Annotated in this window: 21 protein-coding genes; 8 read left to right on the top strand and 13 right to left on the bottom strand. The window is 53.9% G+C overall.

Annotated features, from left to right (window positions below):
• Positions 1 to 3: 3 nt before the first annotated feature.
• The 6 genes from RC85_RS16485 to RC85_RS16455 all read left to right on the top strand — a co-directional run bounded on the left by RC85_RS16485 (position 4) and on the right by RC85_RS16455 (position 8,129).
• A complete protein-coding gene (locus RC85_RS16485; protein WP_068264804.1) occupies positions 4 to 1,047 on the top strand; it encodes a ligase-associated DNA damage response exonuclease in 1,044 nt (347 codons plus the stop codon).
• Positions 1,044 to 2,663, top strand: a complete 1,620-nt coding sequence (locus RC85_RS16480) for an ATP-dependent DNA ligase (protein WP_068264802.1) — start codon at positions 1,044 to 1,046, stop codon at positions 2,661 to 2,663. Before RC85_RS16485 ends, RC85_RS16480 begins: the two co-directional genes overlap by 4 nt.
• 312 nt (positions 2,664 to 2,975) lie before the next feature.
• Positions 2,976 to 5,462 (top strand): ligase-associated DNA damage response DEXH box helicase, encoded by a 2,487-nt coding sequence (locus tag RC85_RS16475; RefSeq protein ID WP_068264800.1) that lies wholly within the window; start codon positions 2,976 to 2,978, stop codon positions 5,460 to 5,462.
• A 31-nt stretch (positions 5,463 to 5,493) separates the two neighbouring features.
• Positions 5,494 to 6,168 (top strand): ligase-associated DNA damage response endonuclease PdeM, encoded by a 675-nt coding sequence (pdeM, locus tag RC85_RS16470; RefSeq protein WP_068264798.1) that lies wholly within the window; start codon positions 5,494 to 5,496, stop codon positions 6,166 to 6,168.
• Between the two features lie 312 nt (positions 6,169 to 6,480).
• The gene (locus RC85_RS16460; RefSeq protein WP_068264793.1) at positions 6,481 to 7,875 is read left to right on the top strand and encodes a YeiH family protein; all 1,395 of its coding nucleotides are present in this window, start codon (positions 6,481 to 6,483) and stop codon (positions 7,873 to 7,875) included.
• Between the two features lie 11 nt (positions 7,876 to 7,886).
• Entirely contained in the window at positions 7,887 to 8,129 is a 243-nt protein-coding gene (locus RC85_RS16455; RefSeq protein ID WP_068264791.1) for a hypothetical protein, read from the top strand.
• On the opposite strand, the gene RC85_RS16450 is transcribed toward RC85_RS16455, so the two are convergent.
• Positions 8,102 to 9,142 (bottom strand): ThuA domain-containing protein, encoded by a 1,041-nt coding sequence (locus RC85_RS16450; protein WP_068264790.1) that lies wholly within the window; start codon positions 9,140 to 9,142, stop codon positions 8,102 to 8,104. The genes RC85_RS16455 and RC85_RS16450 overlap by 28 nt on opposite strands.
• Positions 9,143 to 9,200: 58 nt before the next feature.
• A complete protein-coding gene (locus RC85_RS16445; RefSeq protein WP_235033453.1) occupies positions 9,201 to 10,076 on the bottom strand; it encodes a 3-keto-disaccharide hydrolase in 876 nt (291 codons plus the stop codon).
• A gap of 267 nt (positions 10,077 to 10,343) precedes the next feature.
• On the opposite strand from RC85_RS16445, the gene RC85_RS16440 reads away from it, so the two are divergent.
• Positions 10,344 to 11,033: a sigma-70 family RNA polymerase sigma factor gene (locus tag RC85_RS16440; RefSeq protein ID WP_068264788.1), complete on the top strand. Its 690-nt coding sequence runs from the start codon at positions 10,344 to 10,346 to the stop codon at positions 11,031 to 11,033.
• Entirely contained in the window at positions 11,030 to 12,445 is a 1,416-nt protein-coding gene (locus RC85_RS16435) for an anti-sigma factor family protein (protein ID WP_068264786.1), read from the top strand. Before RC85_RS16440 ends, RC85_RS16435 begins: the two co-directional genes overlap by 4 nt.
• 360 nt (positions 12,446 to 12,805) lie before the next feature.
• On the opposite strand, the gene RC85_RS16430 is transcribed toward RC85_RS16435, so the two are convergent.
• The 11 genes from RC85_RS16430 to RC85_RS16380 form a co-directional block, all read right to left on the bottom strand.
• Complete coding sequence (locus RC85_RS16430; protein WP_068264784.1) at positions 12,806 to 13,693, bottom strand: serine/threonine-protein kinase; 888 nt, start codon at positions 13,691 to 13,693, stop codon at positions 12,806 to 12,808.
• A 208-nt stretch (positions 13,694 to 13,901) separates the two neighbouring features.
• A complete protein-coding gene (locus RC85_RS16425; RefSeq protein ID WP_068264782.1) occupies positions 13,902 to 14,264 on the bottom strand; it encodes a hypothetical protein in 363 nt (120 codons plus the stop codon).
• Complete coding sequence (locus tag RC85_RS16420) at positions 14,264 to 14,794, bottom strand: PulJ/GspJ family protein (protein WP_068264780.1); 531 nt, start codon at positions 14,792 to 14,794, stop codon at positions 14,264 to 14,266. Before RC85_RS16420 ends, RC85_RS16425 begins: the two co-directional genes overlap by 1 nt.
• Positions 14,794 to 15,585, bottom strand: coding sequence for a hypothetical protein (locus tag RC85_RS16415; RefSeq protein WP_068264778.1), 792 nt, complete (start codon positions 15,583 to 15,585; stop codon positions 14,794 to 14,796). Before RC85_RS16415 ends, RC85_RS16420 begins: the two co-directional genes overlap by 1 nt.
• Before the next feature lie 26 nt (positions 15,586 to 15,611).
• On the bottom strand, positions 15,612 to 16,085 hold the full coding sequence (locus tag RC85_RS16410; RefSeq protein WP_068264776.1) for a type IV pilin protein: 474 nt from the start codon (positions 16,083 to 16,085) through the stop codon (positions 15,612 to 15,614).
• Positions 16,085 to 17,182, bottom strand: coding sequence for a type II secretion system F family protein (locus RC85_RS16405; RefSeq protein ID WP_068264775.1), 1,098 nt, complete (start codon positions 17,180 to 17,182; stop codon positions 16,085 to 16,087). Before RC85_RS16405 ends, RC85_RS16410 begins: the two co-directional genes overlap by 1 nt.
• Positions 17,183 to 17,278: 96 nt before the next feature.
• Positions 17,279 to 19,036 carry a GspE/PulE family protein gene (locus RC85_RS16400; RefSeq protein WP_068264773.1) on the bottom strand — a complete coding sequence of 586 codons (1,758 nt, stop codon included), beginning with the start codon at positions 19,034 to 19,036 and terminating at the stop codon, positions 17,279 to 17,281.
• Positions 19,021 to 19,683 carry a hypothetical protein gene (locus RC85_RS16395; protein WP_068264771.1) on the bottom strand — a complete coding sequence of 221 codons (663 nt, stop codon included), beginning with the start codon at positions 19,681 to 19,683 and terminating at the stop codon, positions 19,021 to 19,023. The genes RC85_RS16400 and RC85_RS16395 overlap by 16 nt, the downstream gene beginning before the upstream one ends.
• Positions 19,680 to 20,222 carry a GspMb/PilO family protein gene (locus tag RC85_RS16390; protein WP_068264769.1) on the bottom strand — a complete coding sequence of 181 codons (543 nt, stop codon included), beginning with the start codon at positions 20,220 to 20,222 and terminating at the stop codon, positions 19,680 to 19,682. The genes RC85_RS16395 and RC85_RS16390 overlap by 4 nt, the downstream gene beginning before the upstream one ends.
• Before the next feature lie 24 nt (positions 20,223 to 20,246).
• Complete coding sequence (locus RC85_RS16385; RefSeq protein ID WP_149753007.1) at positions 20,247 to 21,722, bottom strand: hypothetical protein; 1,476 nt, start codon at positions 21,720 to 21,722, stop codon at positions 20,247 to 20,249.
• Positions 21,723 to 21,876: 154 nt separating this feature from the next.
• Positions 21,877 to 22,320 carry a type IV pilin protein gene (locus tag RC85_RS16380; RefSeq protein ID WP_068264765.1) on the bottom strand — a complete coding sequence of 148 codons (444 nt, stop codon included), beginning with the start codon at positions 22,318 to 22,320 and terminating at the stop codon, positions 21,877 to 21,879.
• Positions 22,321 to 22,759 lie beyond the last annotated feature (439 nt).

The raw sequence follows: 22,759 nt of genomic DNA, 5'->3' as shown, positions 1-22,759 counted from the left end.
CCGATGCCAGCCTTCCACCAAATCCTCGAAACAACACCGCGAGGGCTTTACTGTCCAGCGGGTGATTTCTACGTCGATCCGCATTACCCCGTGGACCGAGCGGTGGTGACGCATGCTCATACCGATCACGCTCGATGGGGTTGCAAACGCTACTTGGCCGCTGCGCGAAGTGAACACCTACTGCGGATGCGAATGAACGATGACGCCGAGTTTCAGTTTTTGGATTACGGCGAGGCCATTACGATCGGCGGCGTTCGTGTCAGTTTCCATCCGGCCGGACACATGCTTGGATCGGCACAGGTACGGCTGGAACTTGCGGGCAAGGTCGCGGTCGTTGGAGGCGACTATAAACTGGGCACCGATTCCACTTGCCACCCTTGGGAACCGGTCCCTTGTCATCTGTTTGTCACGGAAACAACGTTCGGGCTTCCCGTTTATCGATGGGAACCGCAACAACAAACGATCGACGCGATCAACGATTGGTGGCGTGTCGAACGTGATGCGGGTAAGTGCTGTGTTTTGTACGGATACGCAGTCGGCAAGAGTCAACGCTTGATTGCTGGTCTCGATCCAAGTCTCGGAACGATCTACACGCACGGTGCAGTCGAGAAAGGAAACGAAGCGTACCGCAAGACTGGCGTCGAACTTCCAGAAACCACCTTTGTTGGATCGGTCGACCGCAAACAGGATTGGAGCGGTTCGATCGTGGTCGCTGTGCCAAGTGCTCATCACACGCCGTGGATGCGAAAGTTTGGAAACGTCAGTACGGCGATGGCGAGCGGTTGGATGGCGGTTCGCGGTGCCAGGCGTCGCAGAAGTGTTGATCGCGGCTTCGTGATGAGCGATCACGTTGATTGGCCAACGTTGCTGGAAGCAGTCGAGCTTTGTGATCCCGAAATCGTCTGGGCCACGCACGGCTATTCGTCCGTCGTTGCACGGTACTTGCAAGAACAAGGCCGCAACGCCGAGGTGATCGATTCACGCTCGCGAGCAGATTCAGAGTCCGACGAAACTGATTCAGCGGGAAACGAGGAGGATCCAGAATGATTCGCTTCGCTGAACTCTACAATCGTCTCGATTCGACAACGAAAACCAATGAAAAGATCGCGGCGATGGTGGCGTACTATGCTGCTGCGGATTCAGCGGATGCGGCTTGGGCAACTTACTTTTTGTCAGGCAATAAGCTTCGCCGACTGGTGCCAACAAAGCTGCTGCGACAATGGGCAGCCGAAGAAGCGGGAATACCAGATTGGTTGTTCGACGAGTCCTATCATGCGGTTGGCGACTTGGCCGAGACGTTGGCGATGGTGGTGCCGCCTGGAAAAATGGAAGCTGACTTGTCGCTCGCGACGTGGGTGGAGGAACTGTTGCCGATCCGCGAACTAGACGAAGACAAGCAACGTGATGCGATCCTAGATATCTGGCGAAAAACACCGATCTCAATCGGTCCCACCAATGCTGCTTCGATGCGTTTTGTCGTTATGAAGCTAATCACGGGTGCGTTTCGTGTCGGCGTCAGCAAGCGGTTGGTCACTCGCGCGATCGCCAAGCAGTGCGGACTATCACCCGACGTTATTTCACACCGTTTGATGGGGAACTGGGAACCAACATCAAAGTTCTATGAAACACTCATTGATCCAGACGGCCCGGATGCGTCGGCAAGTCAGCCGTACCCGTTTTGTCTTGCACACCCAATCGACTTAGAAGCCGGACCTGAACCGCTTGGTGATTCGACCGAGTATTTTGCCGAATGGAAATGGGACGGGATTCGTGGACAACTGATACGTCGGGAAGGACAGACGTTTATCTGGTCGCGTGGCGAAGAATTGATGGAAAACCGCTGGCCTGAAATTGAATCTGCCGCCGAAAACATTCCTGACGGCTGCGTTCTTGATGGTGAAATCCTGGCTTCGCTTCCGGATGGGGAAGTGCTGCCGTTTGCCCAATTACAGCGACGGATCGCCCGCAAAAAAGTCGGGAAGAAATTGCTTTCGGAAGTTCCTGTCGTCTTTCGCGCGTTCGACTTGCTCGAACACGAAGGAGCGGACATTCGGTCGGAAACCTTGGAATCGCGGCGATCGAAACTGGAATCGCTTCTTGGCGAAATTACACACCCGAACCTGCGAATCTGTGACTTGGTCGCTGGTGATTCTTGGGATGCGTGGGCAACGATTCGCGAAACAAGCCGGGCAAAGAACGCCGAAGGTTTGATGTTGAAACGCAAAGACGGCCTCTACGATGTCGGGCGCGTGCGAGGGACGTGGTGGAAGTGGAAGATCGCACCGCATACGATCGACGCGGTGTTGATCTACGCTCAAAAGGGACACGGAAAGCGGGCGAGCTTGTTTACCGATTACACGTTCGCTTTGTGGGATGGCGACACGCTGGTCCCGATCGCAAAAGCCTACAGCGGATTGGATGACAAAGAGATCCGCAAAGTCGATCAGTTCGTTCGCAAAAACACCAACGACACCTTTGGTCCTGTGCGAAGCGTGACGCCGGAGTTGGTGATGGAGATCGCGTTTGAAGGTTTGCAACGATCGACGCGTCACAAAAGCGGCATCGCAACACGGTTCCCAAGAATCGTTCGCTGGCGGCATGACAAGCAAGCCAAAGACGCAAACCAGTTGAGCGATTTGCTAGATCTATTACCGCCTGATTAAAAACGATGTCAATACATCCTCCAAGATTGACGGCGATCAGCCCGTAGCTGATCCCGCCAGGGTTCAGTCGAGCTTGATCGGATCACGAACTGAACCCAACGCCGTGAAGAGTTTTCGTCCCGGAAAATTCGTGTTAGTTCGTTTAACCGCGTGGGCATCGCCCCGCGCGTCATGCTGGCCCGAACGCGCGGGGCGATGCCAACGCGGTTAAACAATTTAGAAACCCTTTGCGGCGTTGGACTGAACCCTGGCGGGTTCAGCTACGCTTTTAAACAGTCACCTTCCCGAACGAAACGTGCTACCTGCACTGCGATGCCAAACGTAACCTCACCCTCAAAAACCGTTGACGCATTTTTTGCATCGATCGGTTGGAAGCCATTTCGCTTTCAACGTTCGGCTTGGCGGGCGTACCTGGATGGACATAGCGGACTGATTCACTCGGCGACCGGTACGGGAAAGACATTGGCGGTTTGGATGGGGCCGATTTTGAAGTGGTTGCACGAGAATCCTGATCAGTCGAAGTGGAATCCTAAACGTCCGCCCGCTGCAAGAGTGTTGTGGATCACTCCGCTTCGGGCACTGGCGGGTGACACCGAAAACTCGTTGCGTGCTCCGCTGGATCACTTGGGACTGCCTTGGCGGTTGGAATCGCGGACAGGCGACAGCAAGGCGAGTGCAAAGGCTCGGCAGTTGAAGCGTCTTCCGACCGTTTTGATTACGACTCCCGAGAGCCTTTCCTTGATGCTGACGCACGAGCGCCTGCATGAACAACTCGGCGGAATCGAATCAGTGATCGTGGACGAGTGGCATGAACTGATGGGAACCAAACGAGGCATTCAAACGGAACTCGCCTTGACTCGGCTAAGAAAGCTGAGCCCTCAACTTCGCACTTGGGGCGTTTCGGCGACGCTTGGCAACCTGGACGAGGCTCGACAATCGTTGATGGGAAGTCATCCTGTTGGCGAAGTGCGTTTGATCGAGGGAGTTAAAAAGAAACGTCTGAAACTGCAATCCGTGATTCCTGAAAAGATGGACCGCTTTCCGTGGACAGGTCACATCGGAACCAAGATGGTGCCCCAGGTCGCGGAATTGCTGGACAGTGTCACCAGCGCATTGGTCTTTACCAACACTCGTTCACAAACCGAAATTTGGTATCAGCAATTGTTAAAACAGCGTCCGCAGTGGGCCGGCAAAATTGCTCTGCACCACGGATCGCTGGACACGTCGGTTCGCCGCTGGGTCGAAAACGGTTTGCGAGATGGATCATTGCGAGCGGTGGTGTGTACCAGCAGTTTGGATCTGGGTGTTGATTTCACGGCAGTGGATTTGGTGATGCAAATCGGCAGCCCCAAGGGTGCCGCTCGTTTACTGCAACGCGCCGGACGCAGCGGCCATCAACCGGGGGCGGAGAGTCGCATGGCGTTTGTGCCGACCAATGCGATCGAGCTAATCGAGCTAGCCGCGGCACAGGACGCGATTCAAAAAGGTCATTTGGAAGCCCGGCCAACGCTAGACAAGCCGTTGGATGTTCTGGCACAGCATGTCGTCACGATCGCCATTGGCGGCGGATTTCGTTGGCAGGAATTGTTAGACGAAGTTCGCACCGCATGGGCCTATCGATCGTTGTCGGATTCCGAATGGCAGTGGGTTTTGGACTTCGTCGTTCACGGTGGCAGTTCACTGACCGCCTATCCCGATTTCCACCGCGTCGAGTTGATCGATGACGTCTACCAAGTGACTCAGCGGCGAACGATGACGGCCCATCGAATGAATATCGGAACGATCATGTCCGACGCTTCGATGCGGGTGAAGTATTTGAAAGGCGGAACGTTAGGCACTGCCGAAGAGAGCTTCATTTCAAAGCTGAATCCGGATGACAAGTTTTTATTCGCGGGACGATTGGTGTCGTTGGTGCTTGTCAAAGACAATATCGCCTACGTGCGAAAAGCAAAGGGTTCGCCGGATTCGGTGCCAAGGTGGATGGGCGGGCGGATGCCGTTGTCCAGCGAATTGAGTGCGGAATTACGTCTAAAACTGGAACAGGCGTCCGAGGGGAAACTAGTCGGCCGCGAGATGAAATCGCTTAGCGAATTGTTCGAGATTCAACGTCGATGGAGTGCGTTGCCTCGCAGCGATGAAGTGTTGATCGAACGCATCAAAGCGCGTGGCGGTTACCAGATGTTCATCTTTCCGTTTGAAGGTCGCCTCGTTCACGAGGGCCTAGCGGCGCTGTTAGCGTTTCGGATTTCGCGGCTGCACAAAACCACATTCACGATGGCGTGCAATGATCACGGCTTCGTTTTGCAATCTCCGATTCAAATTGACATTCGTGATGCGATTGCGAAGGGTGTCTTTGAACCGGACAATTTAGAACCGGATATTTTTAGCAGCATGAATGCGACGGAAATGGCGAAGCGTCAATTTCGTCAGATCGCACGCGTCGCCGGATTGATTCAGCCTGGTTTTCCAGGCCAACGCAAAAGTTCCAGTCACCTGCAAGCGAGCAGCAATTTGTTCTTCGATGTGTTCTGCCAATACGATCCCGGGAATTTGTTGCTGGAACAAAGCCGCCGCGAAGTGATGGAGCTGCAGCTTGAAAAGTCTCGGATGCAGGATGCACTGCAGCGGATACAGCAAAGTACGATCATCATTACGGAACCAAAGAAAGTAACACCGCTGTCGTTTCCGTTGTTGGTCGATAAGCTACGCGAAAGAGTCAGCAGCGAGACGTTGGCTGACCGCGTGCGACGAATGCAAGAACAACTAGAAAAAGCCGCTGATTCGCCTGCTAGGTTTTAACGGTGATCGGCGGCCAGTAATGGTTTAGGAAATGACAAAATCTGTTTCTGTGACAATCGGCGATGTCGAACTTGAACTGTTTGCCAAGCGAGCAGCGTTTAGCAAGACACATGCTGCACTGTTCATCGCCGACCCTCATTTTGGTAAAGAAGCAACCTTTCGTCGCGGTGGCATTCCCGTTCCCCAGGGCAGTACCGATGGAACGCTCGACACGATCGCTCAGTTGCTTAGCGAAACCAAAGCCAACAAGCTGATCATTTTGGGCGACATGTTCCACGCTCGATCGTCGTTATCGGATGACGTTCGCGAATCACTGGGTCGTTTTTTTGAAACGCATCATGATGTCGAGCACATTCTTATTCGCGGCAACCACGATGCCCATGTTGGGCAACTTCCCGCGTCGTGGCCGATCAAGATTCGGGAACCGGGCGAACGGCTCGGATCGATTGTGCTGAATCATCATCCAAGCAAAGTTCCGGTCGATGCTGCGGCTTTGTTTTGCGGGCACCTTCATCCGGCGATTCGTTTTTCGGTCGGCGGCGAATCAACGGGGAAGCTGCCCTGTTTTTGGTTGAGCAGTGGTTGCCTGGTGTTCCCAGCGATCGGCGAGTTTACGGGAACACACGTGATCCAACCCACTAGCAACGACCAAGTCTGGGCGATTGCTGACGATCAGATCTTTGGGTGCTCGCCGGTTTCGGCGTGACACTGCGAAAGGTTATGTTGGGTTGTAGGTCAACGCTAGGAAACCTCCGTGCCCCCGCAACTAGGGCGTTCGGACCGCCGGACAATTAGTGGCGGGAAAATTGGTAGCGAAAGTCGCCAAGACTTTCGGTTTGTCGAGCTGCCGAAACTCTTGGCGAGTTTCGCTACGCCACTTTTTGTTCCGACGGTCTTTAGTTCGTTTAGCCGCGTGGGCATCGCCCCGCGCGTTGTGCTGGACTCGAACGCGCGGGGCGATGCCCACGCGGTTAAACAGATTTTGAAATGCCAACCCTATTCAACTTAGGCAAAGAAGATGATGAAAGAGACTTCAAAGCGCTTATCGGATGATTGGCTTGCGATCATTTGCGCGACCATCATCCTTGCTTTGTCCTTCGGATCGGTGCGATTGAGTTCAACGGTCACGGTACCCGAAGACGGCGCTGCAGAGGTTTCGGTCGTCAATCCATTTTTGCAGTGGATTGGTAAACCGGCGAAGTGGACTGAGTCGCCGTTGCACGCGTTTGTAACAACAAGCGAATCGGGGCGACGGGATTGGTCACCCGTGTTTTCAACGTTGGGTTCATTTGCCGTTTTGGCATTGTTGTTGTCGGTTTCGATTGGATTGCGAGCTGGCGGGCGAAGCGGGTTGCAGTTTTTCACGGGCTTCATCGCTATCTTTTTTCTGGCAACGTTCAGCTACACGTTGGCCGCTCAAAGCTTGGTCAAAGCTTACAACTTGGAATACGCATTGTGGGCGTTGATGGTGGGGCTGATCATCTCCAACACGGTTGGAACTCCGACATGGATACGTCGTGCTGCATTAACGGAATTCTTCATCAAAACAGGACTCGTTTTGCTGGGGGCCGAGGTCTTGATGTCGCGATTGTTGGCACTCGGTGTACCGGGCATCTTTGTCGCCTGGGTGGTGACACCGATCGTATTGATCAGCACCTATGTTTTCGGCCAGAAGGTTTTGAAGATTGAATCGCGTTCGTTGAATATGGTGATATCAGCCGACATGTCGGTGTGCGGCGTTTCAGCGGCAATCGCTGCGGCTGCGGCTTGCAAAGCGAAGAAAGAAGAGCTTTCACTTGCGATTGGAATGTCATTGTCGTTCACGGTGATCATGATGGTCGTGCTACCGATCGTCATCAAAGCAATCGGAATGGACGATACGGTTGCTGGCGCGTGGATGGGCGGGACGATCGATTCAACCGGCGCGGTGGCTGCCGCCGGCGCAACGCTAGGCGATCGCGCCTTGGAAGTCGCGGCAACGGTGAAGATGATTCAAAACATTCTGATTGGCGTGTCTGCGTTTGGAATCGCGACTTATTGGGTCACTTGCGTGGAAGACAATGACCAGGGAACTCGGCCTGGGATATCCGAAGTATGGAAACGGTTCCCGCGATTTGTGCTCGGCTTCATCGCGGCATCAATCGTGTTTTCGATTCTGCACTCGCTGATGGTCGGCGGCCCGGAACTGGTTGACGGAATGATCAAAGGGACGACCAAGACCTTACGAGGATGGTTCTTTTGCCTGGCCTTTGTCAGCATCGGATTGGAAACAAAATTCAGCGAACTGGCACCATACCTCCGCGGCGGAAAGCCGTTGCTGTTGTATGTATGCGGGCAAACCTTGAACCTGATCCTGACGCTGGTGATGGCCTACCTAATGTTTGGTGTCTTGTTTCGCGACTTCATTCGGTAAAGCAGAACATTATGAAGTTGCGAAATCGCCGTCGAGTTGCACTGACCGGTTGCATCATCGCCATCGTCTCGATTTGGGGCGCTGTCTTACCCTGGCTATCGTCTTATCACCACGTCCAAGAACGTTTGCAATTTCTGGACGACCGTGGAATCGATCCCAGTGCCATGTTCTACACCGAACTGGAAGCGATGGAACCCATTCTCAATCGCATCGAAGGACGTTCCAATCACTCTGAATCGGGGACGTCGTTGTGAGCTGGGATTGGGCTTTCGTAACCAGCGTAGGCTTTCGGCTTGATTCCTTTTGCGTGCAGTTGCATTCCAAACGTGTTGGGGTTGAATGGGCCGACCGTCTCGATGGACATCTCCGGTGCAATGGCTGAATCTAAACCAATTGCCCAAAAAATTCCGTTGACGATTAGTCGTCGGTAGCCTTCGTTGGTTAAATCTTCGGGCGTGCCATAGAGCGACGTAAAGACACGGGCTTGTTGGCCGGATTCGGATTCATAGGTGCGGGTCCACTCCGAAGGCATCGGCGGTTGTGATTCCGATGGCGGTGAATCCGCTGTCATGCCATCAAGCGGTTGTGCCATCGTCAACACGTCACCATCGATCGGCTTGCCAACATAGCCACCCGCCTGAACCCAAACGTCCTTCACACCTCGCAGGATTGGATGGTTCTTCATTTCATCAACTTGGACAATTCGCGTGCTTTGAACATGGTTACGACCGTAGTGTCCGACCCAGGTTTGCCCGAGCACTTGATGACCAAACCCTTGGGGGTAACGTTCGTCGTTTGAGTCGTACGAATACTCTGCATAGGGTTCTGATTTCGGAATCTTGAAAGCGTGAGTTGACGTTCGCAGTCCGACGACGGGGCCGCCACGATCCAGGTAGTCAACGAAGTGTTTCATCTGCTCGGAAGGCAGATTTTGGAAGCGAAGAAAAACCACGGCAAGGTCGGCGGTTTCCAAGCTTTCCATCCCAGGGATATTCGACGGTTTGCCAGCAACAATTTCGCCAGTCGCCGGATCAATGTTGAACAGAACCGTGCATTTGAATCCATGATGCTTTGCCAGAATCCTAGCCAATGCGGGCAACGACTCTTCCGATCGATACTCATGATCGCCAGCCAAAAAAACGACGTGCTTGCCTTGCCCAACGCCTTCGCTTCCTTCGTAGACAAGCGGCGCAGCCGACAACGCACCCAATGGGATGGTGATCGTAACTAGAAATGCGGCAATCAGAGATAAAGTGAAGTTCTTCATGGAATTGCCTCTACAAAATGATACTTGGAATGTGAAACGCCGCGTTGCATCGATCGATCTACCTAAGTCGCATTTGCGATTTGATGTCAGCGGGGAAATCGCTGATGGATCGGATCTTCATATCTTTGTAGTAGCACTCGGCAGCTTCGCTTTGGATTTGGATCTGACCCCTTGAAAGCGGTTTGCCTCTGATCTTCAGATTTTCCAGAACCATCACGACCACATCATTGGCAACGTGAACGGACGTCGTACCTAACGTGTAAACTTCAAGGCGGTTCCATTGGCCATGCGGTGCATCGGGTTCGGATCCTGCCTTGATCATTCCTCGGCGAGCGAACTGTTCGCTTTCGGGATCGTACTTGCCGTCGGTCGCGCGGACTTCCGCTGAAGTGCCACCGAGAGGATACAGGTCGCCAAGGTCGGTTTCTTGAACCTGATACTCGACCGACGACTTCCAGACTTCCCAGAACGCCCCATGCTTTCCGGTACAGTGATAAAGAATCCCACTGTCACGCAGTCTGTTCAGACGCGGTTCCCATTTTTTGTCGCCCCATTTGAATTGAGTGCTGAAGTGGTAGTCGCCGAAGTCCTCAAGCGTTGTCAGGCCGCCATAGATTTCGCCAGAGATTTTCAACACTGGTTCCTCGTTTACGACTGTGACAGCGAAGACGTTTTTGACGTCCGCATCGAGTCCCATGGGTTGTCCCTTGGTCACTTTTTCAGCTTGAAAGGTGCCTTCGGGTAACCCCTGGACCGACTGGTGAGGAATCCCCATCCAGACTTCAAAGTTTGACAGATCCTGATCGAGCAGCGACCGCCACTGACCATCGGCTGGCTGCTCTTCTTTTGCCTGATCGATTTTGGGATCGTCAGCAATTGATGGGGCGACCGATTGGGCGTTTGATGGCGTGATTGAGGAAAGAGTGGAAGTCAACAAGGCTGTTATTATGAACCAGATTTTTCTATTGGTAATCACTCAGGTATCTCGGTGGTGGGTAGAAGTGGGGTGTTTACAACGTCGCTGATTCCGCCAGGGTTCAGCCGATCACCAGTTTAAGCTCGACTGAACCCGGGCGGGATCAGCTACGAAATTTTTTTGCTCGTTCCCAATGGGTGCTCTTAGAGCGGAAAGTGATTTACCGACAGGGATTATGCCGGAACTTTCGGAAGGGGCCGTGGTTAGGGTACAGTAGAGCGAACCATGACTGTGACTGAATCAACCGCACTACGTTATCAGCAATCCGATCCGGACGTGCGTTTGATGCTGCGCGTTCGTGATGACGATGCGGGGGCCTTTGCTGAATTGGTTAGCCGCTACGAAGGACGTTTGGTTCGGTTGATGCGAACGATCGGTCCAAAGGCAGACTTGGCTGAAGATCTTGCTCAAGAAACATTTTTGCGAGTCTTTCGGGCTCGAAAACGATATGAAGCCGGCGCAAAGTTCTCGACTTGGTTGTTCACGATCGCCGGCAATGTGGCACGGAATTCGGCCAGGTCACTGGGGCGGCGGAAGGAGATCAGCGAAGCCGATGCCGGACGAGGCGACTTGTCGCCCAGCAGTCCAGCTTTGTTGACGCACAACGCACCCGACGCCAGCGGATTGATGGCGGCTCGTTTGGTCGAAGGCGATGAACGTGCGAGCGTGGTTCGTGCGGCGGTTGAATCGCTGAGCGAACGGCAGCGAATGGCAATGATGCTGTCCCGGTTTGAAAATATGTCCTACCAAGAAATCGCCGACACCATGAACTTGACGACCAAGGCGGTGAAGTCGCTGCTCAGTCGTGCTCGAGTCAACCTGAAAGAAAAACTGGAACCGTACATTGAACATGGCGTCATCGAAAACGGTGCTGCCGATCAGCAAGCCACTAATGCAGAAAGGGAAATCGAATGAGCGTCTCGCTGTCGGCCGATTCGGCCCCTTCTGATCCCGACGACGAATTGCTGGTCGCCTACCTTGATGGCGAACTGCAAAGAGGCGAACGCAGCGAGCTTGAAAATCGTTTGCTGGTCGATGAACCTCTTCGCGGTCGTTTGACAGAACTGCAATCAAGTTGGGACATGCTGGACGTGCTGTCCGTGGATGGATCAGGCGTCAGTTTGGTCGAAACGACGTTGGAGCTTGCGATTGCCGATATCGATTCGAGTGCTTCGGGAGATTACAACAGGACAAACGATTCGTTGCAGCGGAGCAAAACGAAGTCGCGTTGGAATCAACGCAGAATGGCTCCGGTTTTATTACTGTCGGTGATGGCAGGCCTGGCTGCTTGGTCGTTTGCTGCCTTTGAATCTCGCCAGCAGCAACAAAATGAACTTCGCGACCTAGCCATCGCACAGGATCTGGATGCATTTAACTACGGCAGCGATCTGACATTGATGCGTCACTTAGCAGCGAATCCCGATTGGATAGAGATGGTGGAGACCGCCGCAGAGTTGTCGGCTGAAACCCAACCATTGCAACCGCTGCGTCAAGTCGCCTTGGATCAGCGGCAATCGGCGATCGAACAAATGTCGGTTGACCAACGCGAACTACTGGGGTCTCGCTGGGACGCGTTCAGTCGATTGTCTGATGCCGATCAAGAATCGATTCGACAACTTGCAGCGACAATCGAAACTCAATCGGATCGGGATACTTTGCTGAATACGATGCGTGCGTACGCGACTTGGCGGTCACGTTTGCCAAGCGGTTTGGTGGACCAGATCGAAGGCGATGACGCCGATGCGAGTCGCCAGGCGGTTCGCGATGCCATCGACGAATCTAAATCATCGATGGCGGAAACATCAGGTTCACAACTCGACGACGAAACCGTGGATGTAATCTATTTTGCAATCCAAGAATTCGCCAAGAAAAGAATCGGCAAAGACCAACGACGGTACCAACCGCCGGGTGGTTTCCGCGGACCTTTGGAAAATCCCAAGACCCGTGAATGGTTTGCGATACGGCAAATGTTTGGCTACCCCGACCGGCGTGGTCCTGGAAATCGAAACCGATCCAACGGCGGCAATCAGAACAGACGCCGCGACGTTTCGCTGACCTCAAATGAATTTGCCACGATCGAATCGCTATTGCCAACTCAATCACAGGAAACTCTGGGCATACTGACCAATGGCGATCCCACACTTGTCACAATGACTTTACAGGTTTGGGTCGAGGAAGTGATTCGGCGAAAGATGCCACTGCGAAGCGACAAGTCATTGCTGCAGCGGTACCAGGACCTCAGCGAAAAGCAGCGAGAAATCGTCGACCTAATGCCGCCTGAGAAAATGCTGCAATCGATTTCAGGTGGACGAAGCGGTGGGCAATAGTTTTTGCCGTAGTGTTAGGCCGTGTGGAGGTATGCGACACACGGCATTTTTGCATTGCAAGTCAGCTTAGTTTTCGGGCGGAACGCCAAATGGGTGCCAGGATGGGATGGCCGAACCGAGCGACAGTGAGTCTTCGGTGGCGCATGGACGTAGGCCGGCAACGAGCCGCTTCGGCGCTGTTCCGGCAGACAATGTCGGCGCGGATTGCCGGAACTGCGTCGAAGACTCCTTGTTCCGGCCTACCAGACTGAGAAAATGCTGCAATCGATTTCAGGTGGACGAAGCGGTGGGCAATAGTTTTCGCCGTAGTGGTAGGCCGTGTGGAGCGATGCGACACACGGCTTATTAGGCAGCAGACTTCTATGCGGCCCGGCGTGTCATTGCTGATGGCAAGCTGTCGCCGGTTAGCGTGACGCTTCGGTCGGTCAACGGGTAGCGAATTTTGCTGATTGCGTTCAGCATTGCGACGGCGTCGCGGAATCGGCGACTTGGCGTTGGATCAATCGATTTTTTGATGATTGAAACGAAGTCGCGCGACATGCCTTTGCGAAAACGATTGAATGCGGGCAGTGAATCGAACGGGTAGTCCGGCACCGCGCCAGAGAACATTCGATAGATGACCAAGCCAAGCGAGAACACATCGCTTCGATACGTGGGTTTGCCCATCGCCTGTTCCGGCGAAATGAACCCGAGCGTGCCGCTGCCGGAAACGTCATGGCCGCCAGTTTCAATTCGGGCCAAACCAAAGTCCGTCAAACGAATGACTTGGTCGGAAAACAAAACAAAGTTCTCTGGCTTGATGTCTCGATGCAAAACTGATTTCTGATGAGCGTACGCGACCGCGCTGATCATCTGAACGGCGTAATCCATCGCAGTGGCTCGAGACAAACGACGCGTCAGCCGATCTGCCAGTGTTTCTTCGCCGAGCGGAAACGCGATGACAAAATGGCCGTCAATAAATCGAGCGTCCTTCAATTTCAGAATGCCAGGATGTTCCATCTTGGCCATGATTCTGACCTCGCGATGCAAATCGTCCAGCGATTGTGCGTTGGCGACATGGCGTGAATCAGGAATCTTCAACGCGACTTTGCGATCTTCAACCAGATCCATTGCGGCATAGACGGTCGCAAATCCACCTTCGCCCAATCGCCCCGTCAGGCGGTATTTATCCAACCTCGATCCGATTCGGAGCGACGTTGGCGTGTGGGTTGAGTCTTTGAAGATTTTTAACGACGGTGCCACGTGCATCCTTGCAAACCGTGAATTTGGACAGCCTCTTCCGATTAATCGGACGTTTCATGCCGATTTGTACAGTTTATTTTTCCAACGTAGGCCGGAACTAGCGAAGCACAGTTCCGGCAATGGCATAGCGACTGTGTTGGATGTCGGACTCAGTCTTTGCAATTGCCGGAACTGCGTTGAAACGGCTTGTTCCGGCCCACATCTGCATCAATTCTTAGAAGGACGCAGGCAGGAGCAGCAATGCACTGGCATCGACGTCCGGTGTCGCCGTGACGGTCCACTGGTCGATGACCTTGGCGTAGCTGATTCGATACCAGGTCGAAGCGCCCGCGGTCGTGTGCAAATGGCCGTAATTGAACGGCGTTGGTGGATCACCGGTCTGCAATCGATCAATCGCAAGTGCGAGCACTGACAAGGATCCAGCCGAATACTCTTCCGCTTCGATTCGGGCTCGTTCAATCCGCAATGCCGAATCGAGATGGCGCATTTGGATCGTTGCTAGCGCGGTGCTGCTAAGCACAATCGCAAGCACGATCAACATGGCGTAACCGCCGCGGTTTCTTCGTTTGTTGAACATCAGGGAAGGTCCGCCGTGACATAGGTGAAGGGTTCTTCGAGACCACCCAGTGAGAATTGAAAGTCCGTGGTGATCAGTCCTGCGTCGATGCTAAAACTCAGAAAAGACAGATTCTCTGCAACAACGAATTCGGTACCGGATATGGAATCGCTGCGAATCAGTTGTCCATCATCCAACAAGTAGGTGATGATTCGATCGTCCACCCAATCAACGCTACCGTCTTCATCGGCGTCGAAGCACAATCGCAGTTCGGTGTCGCTGACCAGTTGTCGGCCCACCAATCGCCATTGTTTGACTGGGCCGCTGCGTGCTTCGGGAAGCGAACCAGCGAAATCTCGCTGTAGCGTTCCCGTCAAAATCCGAAATTCAGTCGCGATTCTGGCTTCGGCAATGCCTTCGACAAACCCTCGGCCAATGTCCACCGCCACTGTGGACGCCAAGACCACCACCATGGACGACATCATTGCCGCGATGGTGACTTCCAGTAAGCTGAATCCGTTTCTCGCGGACTTATGTTTCAAAACGGACATCACGGAGTCACCACCACTGCGGTTGCTCCACCGCCAGCGGTCGGATTGACCGACGTCAGTTCAAATTTTCGGGTGCGGACAGCGATCGCGTCGGCGATGATGAAGCGATCTCCGTTGGGTCCGTCCAGCATCCGAATCCGCAGGGTTCCGCTATTGATCGGCATCACTGCGATTCGTTCCCAATCGTGTCCGTCTAGTTGTGTGTCGTCGCACGGCAAGGTTTGATTGACGATGACAGTGTCGACCAAGGTCGCACCATCGTAAATCTCGTAAGGAATGCCGGTCCCAAGCGAACTGAGATACGGGTACGTGATCAGGACTTCGTAGTTTCCGCTGGGAATCCCCGTGATTCGTTGTTCGCAATAGCTGCCCGCACCGACGGTTGAAAACTCGGGATGATAGAACGCGGTGCCGCCGTAGCATGCGAAATAATGCCAATGGTACCAGGTATAAAAATCGCTCGGCGCACGGAAGGGAATCGTCGCTCCGCCCCACAGGTTATCCGTAATCGAAACAAAGTAGTTATCTGGATCGATTGCATTGGCAGGGCTGGCGACTTCATCGACTGTGGCGATCGCTCCCAACTTTCTTGCCCACTCGTTTGTCGGCGCGTTGATCGCTGCATCGGCGTCCGCGAACTCGGCAAAAACCCGACCGCTCAAACGAGCCGACTGCTTGGTTTGGATCACCGAAACGCTGTACAGTCCCGCTGTCGCGATCGCCAACATCACCATCGCCACTTGGACTTCCAAGTAGGTGGTGGCTCGGCGATTTTGAATCGAGCGTTGCATGGATGATCTGTAGCGAGTGATTCGTTTTAGAATGACGGCGTCAATTGAGGGTTTGAATTGCCAACATGGCCTCGAGGGCCTTGGACCAATCCGCCAATCACGCCTGTTTCGTCGATCGTAAACGTGCCTTGCCAAGCACCGTCGAAGACCGGGTTGCCCAATGCATCGAGATTTCGCCGGCGAGCTTGAACCTGGAACGCGCCCGCGGTGGCTGTGGCGATCGAGTATTCGTACCGCGGCGTGACCGTGGTCAGGTTGCCATCAATCAGGTCTTCGTCAATCAGGGTTTGCAAGTCAGGAGCATACGTGCGATTTTCAAGCCAATAGAATCGCTGGGCGACCGCGATGCTTCGCAGTCCCGCGCCAACCATGTCGGCATGAGATTGTTCCATCGACCGAGACAAGCTTGGTGTGGCAAACGAAACCAGCACCGCAATGATGGTCATCGTGATTACGATTTCAACTAACGAGAAAGCGTTTTTCTTTTTCGGGCGTGGCATCATTTCACGGTTCCCGCCATCTCGAACATCGGAATGTAGATCGCAAGCATGACCACACTGATGACGGCCCCCATCACCATGATGATGGCGGGTTCTGCGAGCTTGGTTGCGCGGGTCAGAAACGCTTGAGTCTTTTCGCGATAGTACGGAGCCAGTTCTTCCATCACCGGGCCGAGTTGTGCGGATTCTTCGCCCACGCGAACAGCGTTGATCATCATTGACGTGAACAGGCCTGATTCCTCCAGCCCATCGGCCAGAGCACGCCCGGCTGCCATCCGATTTTTCGCAAGCACAATCGCGTCGTAGTAGGGTGGCTGGCTGTGGAAGACGCCCGCGACAGTGTCCATCGTCTCCAACATCGGCACTCCGCTTTTCAGCAACAGAGCCAAGTTAGAAGCGAACCGGTACATCGATGATTGAATGACCAAGTCGCCAATCACGGGGATCGCCACCATGAACGAAATCATGCGACGTCGTCCTGGCTGCGTTTTGGACCATCGGCGGAACAGGAATCCGACAACACCAACGCCGGCAACCAGATACAGCCCGTATGCCGAAATGAAATCGCTGCAACCGAGAACAAACAAAGTGATCTCGGGCAACTTGGCACCCATGTCGGAAAACATTCCGCCGAACGTCGGTACGACGAACCATAACATGACCAAGACGACCAACACGGCGACACCGATCAACACGCATGGATAGATCATCGCGCCGATGAACTTGCTGCGAGTGTCGGCGGATTCGCGAATTTGTCGATTCAGGTCAGCCAAGACCGCGTCAAGTTTGCCCGTCGCTTCTCCGGTCGCGATCATCGCAACCCAATGAGACGGAAACATCTCGCCGGTTGATTCTTGGATCGAAACGTGCAGCGGAGTCCCCGATGCAACGCGTTCACTGGCCTCTTCTAGCTTTTCTCTTAAATCAATGCTCTGGTTCTGTTGAGCGGCAAGTTTCAGCGCACGCAACATCGGTGTCCCGGACGCTAGAAGCGATCCGAACTGTTGAAAAAAAGTCATCTTGTCATCGAGCGAAGCGCGGCGATGCGATTTCGCCGAGACGCGCGCGTGCGATAGGAACCAAGAATCAAGAGACATGGAAGGAATTAGGGAGTAGGGAGTAGGGAGTAGGGATTAGGGATTAGGGATTGGCTAACAGCTAATAGCTAACAGCTAACAGCTAACAGCTAACAGCTAATGAACGCAGACGCTGAGGGCTTCTTCTAGTCCGGTTTCGCCGGAGACTACTTTTTCTAGCGCGCTGTCTTTTAGTAATTTCATGCCATCGGCGACGGCTGCTTTTTGCATTTTCTCGACCGTCGCGCCCGCTTGAATCATCTCGGCGATTTCGGTGTTGATGCGGATGATTTCAAAGACCGCCAATCGGCCGCGATAACCGGTTTCGCGACATCGGCTACATCCGGCGGGCTTGAACACGACCGTTTTTGGATCGATGCCGTACCGTGCTGCGGTCGCTGCATCCAACTGTGTTGGGGTTTTACATTCGTTGCACAATCGACGAAGCAATCGTTGGGCAACCAGCAATCGAATCGTGCTGGAAAGCAAGAATGATTCGATGCCCATGTCTTTCAATCGAGTGATCGATGACAACGCGTCGTTGGTGTGCAACGTTGAAAAGACAAAGTGCCCCGTCAATGCGGCTCGCATGCAAATGTCGGCGGTTTCGTTATCGCGAACTTCACCGACCATGATGACGTCGGGGTCTTGTCGAAGAAACGATCGCAGTGCACTGCTAAACGTCAGCCCGACTTTGGACCGCGTTTGCACTTGGTTGATTCCCGCGAATTTGAATTCAACAGGATCTTCGACCGTGCAAATGTTGGTTTCGCTATCGTTCAAATAGTTCAGGCATGAATACAACGTTGTACTTTTACCGCTGCCGGTCGGGCCGGTAACCAACATCAATCCGTGTGGACTGCGAATCGCTTCGCTTAGATCTTGGAATTGTCGTTCGTCCAAGCCAAGTGAACTGAGATCATGCGGCAAGGCGTTCTTATCCAAGACCCGCATGACGATCTTTTCGCCGTAGACGGTTGGGCAAGTATTGACCCGCATGTCAACGCGATGTTCACCGCTGCGAAGTCCGATCGCGCCGTCTTGCGGCAGACGCCGTTCGGCGATATCCATCTTGCTAAGCACCTTCAAGCGACTGATCACGGAATTGAGCAGTTGCATCGGTGGCGGTGCAACCTCGGTCAATGATCCGTCAATGCGAAGTCGCACGCGGCAATTGTCTTCGTAGGGTTCAATGTGAATGTCACTCGCACCGCTTTGCAACGCTTGTTCAAAAATGCTGTTGACGTAACGAATGATTCGACCGTCACGTCCCGGCGGTGGAGCTTGGTCTAGGTGAACGATTTCGGTTGCTTCGGCGGTTTCTTCGTCGTCCAGATCTTCCTGTTCATCGACTTCTTCGAAGCTGGCGGCCGTGCTACTGCTAACGCTGCTGGTCCACGAACCTTCTTCGTACAGAACGCTCAACAGTCGTTCGATCACGCTTAATGTCGTGAATAACGGTCGCATCTGGCGACCGGTTATCAGCTTGACTTCGTCGGCCAGCAACAAAGAATCAGGCGAAAAGACAGCGACTTCGATCGTTTGGCCGTCGTCGCTAAGCGGTGCGATCAAGTGATCACGACACAAACGACTGGGCAAAATTTCTGCAACGCCTGGATCGACTGGTGGCGGCGTGTCCGATGGTGGATCGAACAACGGCATCAGGTAATGCCTTGCGTAGGCTTCGGCGATTTGACGTTCGTTGGCGACACCGCTGCGAATCACCATTTCCTCGAACGACACTTCGCCTTTGCTGGGCGAGTTGTACAGGTCTTCGAGGCGATCTGGATCGAGCTGGGTGACCGATTGCAACAAACGAACGATCAATGGATCGGACGTCTGTTTGGCTCGGGTTGGATTTAGTACGTTCGACATGGATTTCGCCTTAACGACGTTTGATTATGTGAAAGTGTGAAGTTGGGCGGCGGAGGAATTTCAGATGCCTCTTGAACTGACGCCGATTCGGGTGCCGCCGATTCGATTTCCGTCACCGGGTGCAGCTTGACGCCTGGTAAGTTCGATGCGGATGAGTTTTGTTTTGAGTTTCTAATTTCGACTTGGGCAATCGTTTCTTCGCAGCGAACGACAACATGGTCGTGGCCAACGGAAACGACTTCGCAGGGATGACGGTTCAAGTCATCCGTCACGAGCGTGTCGCCTGGCAAACGGGGACGCCCGTTTAGAATCGCCCATTTTCGGCCACCCATATCGGCGATCCCCGACAACACTAATCCCTGTTGCAACACCGTTGGATCGGGACCGGCGGGCCGGGTCGCGGGAACCAGCTTTCCGGTTTCCTCTTCGACTTCTAATTCGTCTGACACGACCAAGACCGATGCGAACGGATCCACATCAATCGACACAGTTGCAGGTTTCTTTAAGTCATCTCGTTTCCACCGAACTGCGGTGGCGCGAACGATACTATCGCTTTGAATCAACGGTTTGGCGGGCGGCCAACCGAAGTACAAAGTCGCAGCGACCACCATTCCGGGCGGCAAAAACTTGTTAACACTGGGACTCATAGCGTCTCCTTAATGATCCGCAGGTCAACGTTCATCGTTGCGGTCGATCGAGTTTGCTTTGGTGGCTTGATCGCAACGTCTTCAATGCGAATCAGGTAGTGGTCCGAATCAAGGTCGTGCAAAAGCTTCAGCAGTGATTGATAGGATCCCAAGACTTCGATTGAAATTCGGACGCTATGCAGCGGCCCCAATTTTGTGGGCGCACCGGCGTCGATTCGCATCAGGTCCACGTCTTCGCTGCGGATCAGTTCGATCAAATGCGACAAGACTGCATCGTTGCCTTTGCCAACGAAGATGCGATCTTGAACTTGTTCCATATGATCACGCAGCAACATGACTTCTTCGGCCGCGCGAACGGTGTTTTTCAGTTGGCTTAAGTCTTGTTTCGTCGCTTGCATTTTTCCTTGCAGCGGATCGTTGATCACAAAACTCATCACAGCCAAGGTCACGCCGGCGACGACCATCCGCATTTTGAACGGATCACGCAGTACTTCGGCGATTTGGTTGAGTTCGCTTTTCCAGTCTTTCTGAGTTGCCATGGGAATCTCCGACGTCTTTCGACGTTATCGGCCCTTCTTTGTCTTCGCGGTAAAGATCACCGAGAACTCGGCACCAGCGACGCCGCTCTCTTGATCGCGTGTGCGATGCAGATCCGACAATTCGACGGTTTCAAAGTGCTGGTGAACGCTGTTTAGTTCGTTAAACGTTTCGGCCAATGCATTCAGCGAAGTCGGCATCGTTCCGTCTTCGCCCAAGGCACATTTGGCGTCCAAGACCAACGTTGCGGGCAGCGATTTTGACTTGCCGCGAATGTCGCGAGCCATCGGTGCAGAGCATCGAATGTCCATCAACTGCATTCCTTCGGGCAGCGCCGTTGTGACCTCGGCCAAAACTTCGCTCCAAAGAACTCGCTTGTCCAAGAACCGACTGAAAGCGGTCGCTTGTCCGTTGAGGCGATCTTTCTCTGGCTTGGGGCTGGTTCCATCACCGATGATCGGCGGTGCAGAAGCAACCAACGCCATTCGCTGACTCTCAATTCCATCCATCCGCGTCCAAAGGACACCCGCAAGGACGACGGCCGCGGTGATGTAGCCAAAGATTTCGCGATACGGAACGACACGACGCAGTTGAAGCGGGTCACGATGCTCGCGAACCAGATCAAAGCCTTCGTCGTTGCCTTGCAGCAATCGATCGGCCAGCGCCTTGGTCACGTCTTCGCCGGATAGGGTTGGATAATCGACCCAGCGAAAGTTTCCGTCCAGACTGTTTTCAAGCCACTGGTTGTCCAGCAATGATCGCAGCTCGCTGCGTCCGTGAACGACGACGTTGTCGGGCGTTCGGTCGAGGCCGCATGCCGTCGCGGCGGTTTCAAGCGAGCGAATCGCCGAAACAATTCCTGTCGCTTCGTCGCCGGGCGGCAACGGTAATCGTTGCCAGTGAATCGGTTTTGCACCACGACTCATCACGGCCAGCAAACTGGATTCACCCAGCAGGACTCGCGTGGTCAATTGGTTCCTTCGCTCGCGACCTTCGTGACTTGGCGAGATTCCGATCAGGCAAGCGGCGGCTGGTTCGACGCGTTGCAATGAGTGCTTGGCGGCGGCAACGGCTTCGCGAATGTCTTCGACCCGCTGCGTGGGCGCGGCACAGATACCTGCGACGGTTCGGCGATCGGGTTGCCAATGGATGACGTCGATGGACATCTGGTCCAATCGAGCGGAGGTGCTTCGCAGCGATTCACGCAGCAGCACGCGTGGCGATGCCGTGGCTCCGCCCGACGTAATGGGCCGAGTCGCGAAGTAGCATTCTTCGGTCGCAATCGCAGCGGCAATCGGCAGCGCAGCTTTGCTGCCGCCTAATTGTGCAATCACTTCTTTCGTTGCTGCGGCCAGGTCACCGTCTTGGATCGCAGTGCTGGCGTATTGGTAGCGGACACCGCCAAAAATGGTTTGCCGGGCGCGACATGCGTCCAACCGATCGTTTTTGAACAGAATTCCAACCACATCCGAGCTGGATTGATTTTCGGCGTTGGTAGTCATGTGCATATGCTTCCACCCGTGTGAATTTCCACCCGTAAATTGACAATCACGGTTCGCGAGAGCCAAAAAAGAAGCGGTTCGCTTGTGCTTAGCGAACCGCCCCGTTGTCATGTCATCGACACGTCACTTCATCGACACGTCAGTCAGCTCTGGACTAAGTTCCGCGTGGATTGACAGCGGCAGGGATGCTGCTGGCAGTCGTGTCGGGATCGTATCCGTCTTCGTTGAACGAAACGGTGTAGGCACCGTAACCAGCGCTTGCACCGGCGCGAGTCAATTGAAGACTCCAGGTGGTTTCGTCAGCGGTGATGGTTGCGGGAACGGTGAAGTAGGTTGGTGCGCTTTGCGACATATCGAGTTCGGTGAAATCGGTCGCGTAAGTTCCCAAGCGTGCCTGATATCGTTCTTGAGCGGTGCGGACGGCAGCCAGGTAGTTGAAAGCTTCGGAAGCTTTGCTCCGCTCAACGCTCTGTAGCAAGCGGGGTACTCCGAATGCAGCTAAAACGCCAATGATGATAACGACGACCGATAGCTCGACCAACGAGAAACCCTTGCGGCTTTTCGCGGGTCCATGATTTGAAAGGGCAAGTGTTGCCATGGCTTAGTAGCCTCCAACGTAAACTGAATTGAGAGATAGATTTGGTGGTGTACGCCCCGCCAGCATTGGCCGGACCCCAAACAGTTGCCCCTGGTTAGAAGACATGTCGGGAAACACGCAAAATTTTGTCCAGGTGACTTGAAGGATTCGCGAAAAGGATTCGGATTTAACGGTCGTGCCGATTTCAGGTTAGCTTGCGGCGTGGTTAAGGAACTGTTTTAAAACGATCTCGCAGGTTGCCAGCGACCTGCCCGTAGCTGATCCCGCCAGGGTTCAGTCGAGTTTGATCCGATCGTGGACTAAACACCGCCGTGAACGGTTTCTAAATTGTTTAACCGCGTGGGCATCGCCTGGCCTGATGAAAATCATTGCAACGCAGCAGATTGGAACGCTGGGAAGCATTGTGGTAACGGCACATTTCCCTGATCGCCAGCATGTA

Origin of the sequence: Rubripirellula obstinata, from assembly GCF_001642955.1 — a bacterium.
Classification (GTDB): domain Bacteria; phylum Planctomycetota; class Planctomycetia; order Pirellulales; family Pirellulaceae; genus Rubripirellula; species Rubripirellula obstinata.
The sequence above is the reverse complement of the archived record's forward strand: the minus strand, read 5'-3'. Positions and strand labels throughout refer to the sequence as shown.

Coding starts and splice junctions, on each gene's coding strand:
- RC85_RS16485 (WP_068264804.1), top strand. CDS start 4: ATGCCAGCCTTCCACCAAATCCTCGAAACAACACCGCGAGGGCTTTAC.
- RC85_RS16480 (WP_068264802.1), top strand. CDS start 1,044: ATGATTCGCTTCGCTGAACTCTACAATCGTCTCGATTCGACAACGAAA.
- RC85_RS16475 (WP_068264800.1), top strand. CDS start 2,976: ATGCCAAACGTAACCTCACCCTCAAAAACCGTTGACGCATTTTTTGCA.
- pdeM (WP_068264798.1), top strand. CDS start 5,494: ATGACAAAATCTGTTTCTGTGACAATCGGCGATGTCGAACTTGAACTG.
- RC85_RS16460 (WP_068264793.1), top strand. CDS start 6,481: ATGATGAAAGAGACTTCAAAGCGCTTATCGGATGATTGGCTTGCGATC.
- RC85_RS16455 (WP_068264791.1), top strand. CDS start 7,887: ATGAAGTTGCGAAATCGCCGTCGAGTTGCACTGACCGGTTGCATCATC.
- RC85_RS16450 (WP_068264790.1), bottom strand. CDS start 9,142: ATGAAGAACTTCACTTTATCTCTGATTGCCGCATTTCTAGTTACGATC.
- RC85_RS16440 (WP_068264788.1), top strand. CDS start 10,344: ATGACTGTGACTGAATCAACCGCACTACGTTATCAGCAATCCGATCCG.
- RC85_RS16435 (WP_068264786.1), top strand. CDS start 11,030: ATGAGCGTCTCGCTGTCGGCCGATTCGGCCCCTTCTGATCCCGACGAC.
- RC85_RS16430 (WP_068264784.1), bottom strand. CDS start 13,693: ATGCACGTGGCACCGTCGTTAAAAATCTTCAAAGACTCAACCCACACG.
- RC85_RS16425 (WP_068264782.1), bottom strand. CDS start 14,264: ATGTTCAACAAACGAAGAAACCGCGGCGGTTACGCCATGTTGATCGTG.
- RC85_RS16420 (WP_068264780.1), bottom strand. CDS start 14,794: ATGTCCGTTTTGAAACATAAGTCCGCGAGAAACGGATTCAGCTTACTG.
- RC85_RS16415 (WP_068264778.1), bottom strand. CDS start 15,585: ATGCAACGCTCGATTCAAAATCGCCGAGCCACCACCTACTTGGAAGTC.
- RC85_RS16410 (WP_068264776.1), bottom strand. CDS start 16,085: ATGCCACGCCCGAAAAAGAAAAACGCTTTCTCGTTAGTTGAAATCGTA.
- RC85_RS16405 (WP_068264775.1), bottom strand. CDS start 17,182: ATGTCTCTTGATTCTTGGTTCCTATCGCACGCGCGCGTCTCGGCGAAA.
- RC85_RS16400 (WP_068264773.1), bottom strand. CDS start 19,036: ATGTCGAACGTACTAAATCCAACCCGAGCCAAACAGACGTCCGATCCA.
- RC85_RS16395 (WP_068264771.1), bottom strand. CDS start 19,683: ATGAGTCCCAGTGTTAACAAGTTTTTGCCGCCCGGAATGGTGGTCGCT.
- RC85_RS16390 (WP_068264769.1), bottom strand. CDS start 20,222: ATGGCAACTCAGAAAGACTGGAAAAGCGAACTCAACCAAATCGCCGAA.
- RC85_RS16385 (WP_149753007.1), bottom strand. CDS start 21,722: ATGACTACCAACGCCGAAAATCAATCCAGCTCGGATGTGGTTGGAATT.
- RC85_RS16380 (WP_068264765.1), bottom strand. CDS start 22,320: ATGGCAACACTTGCCCTTTCAAATCATGGACCCGCGAAAAGCCGCAAG.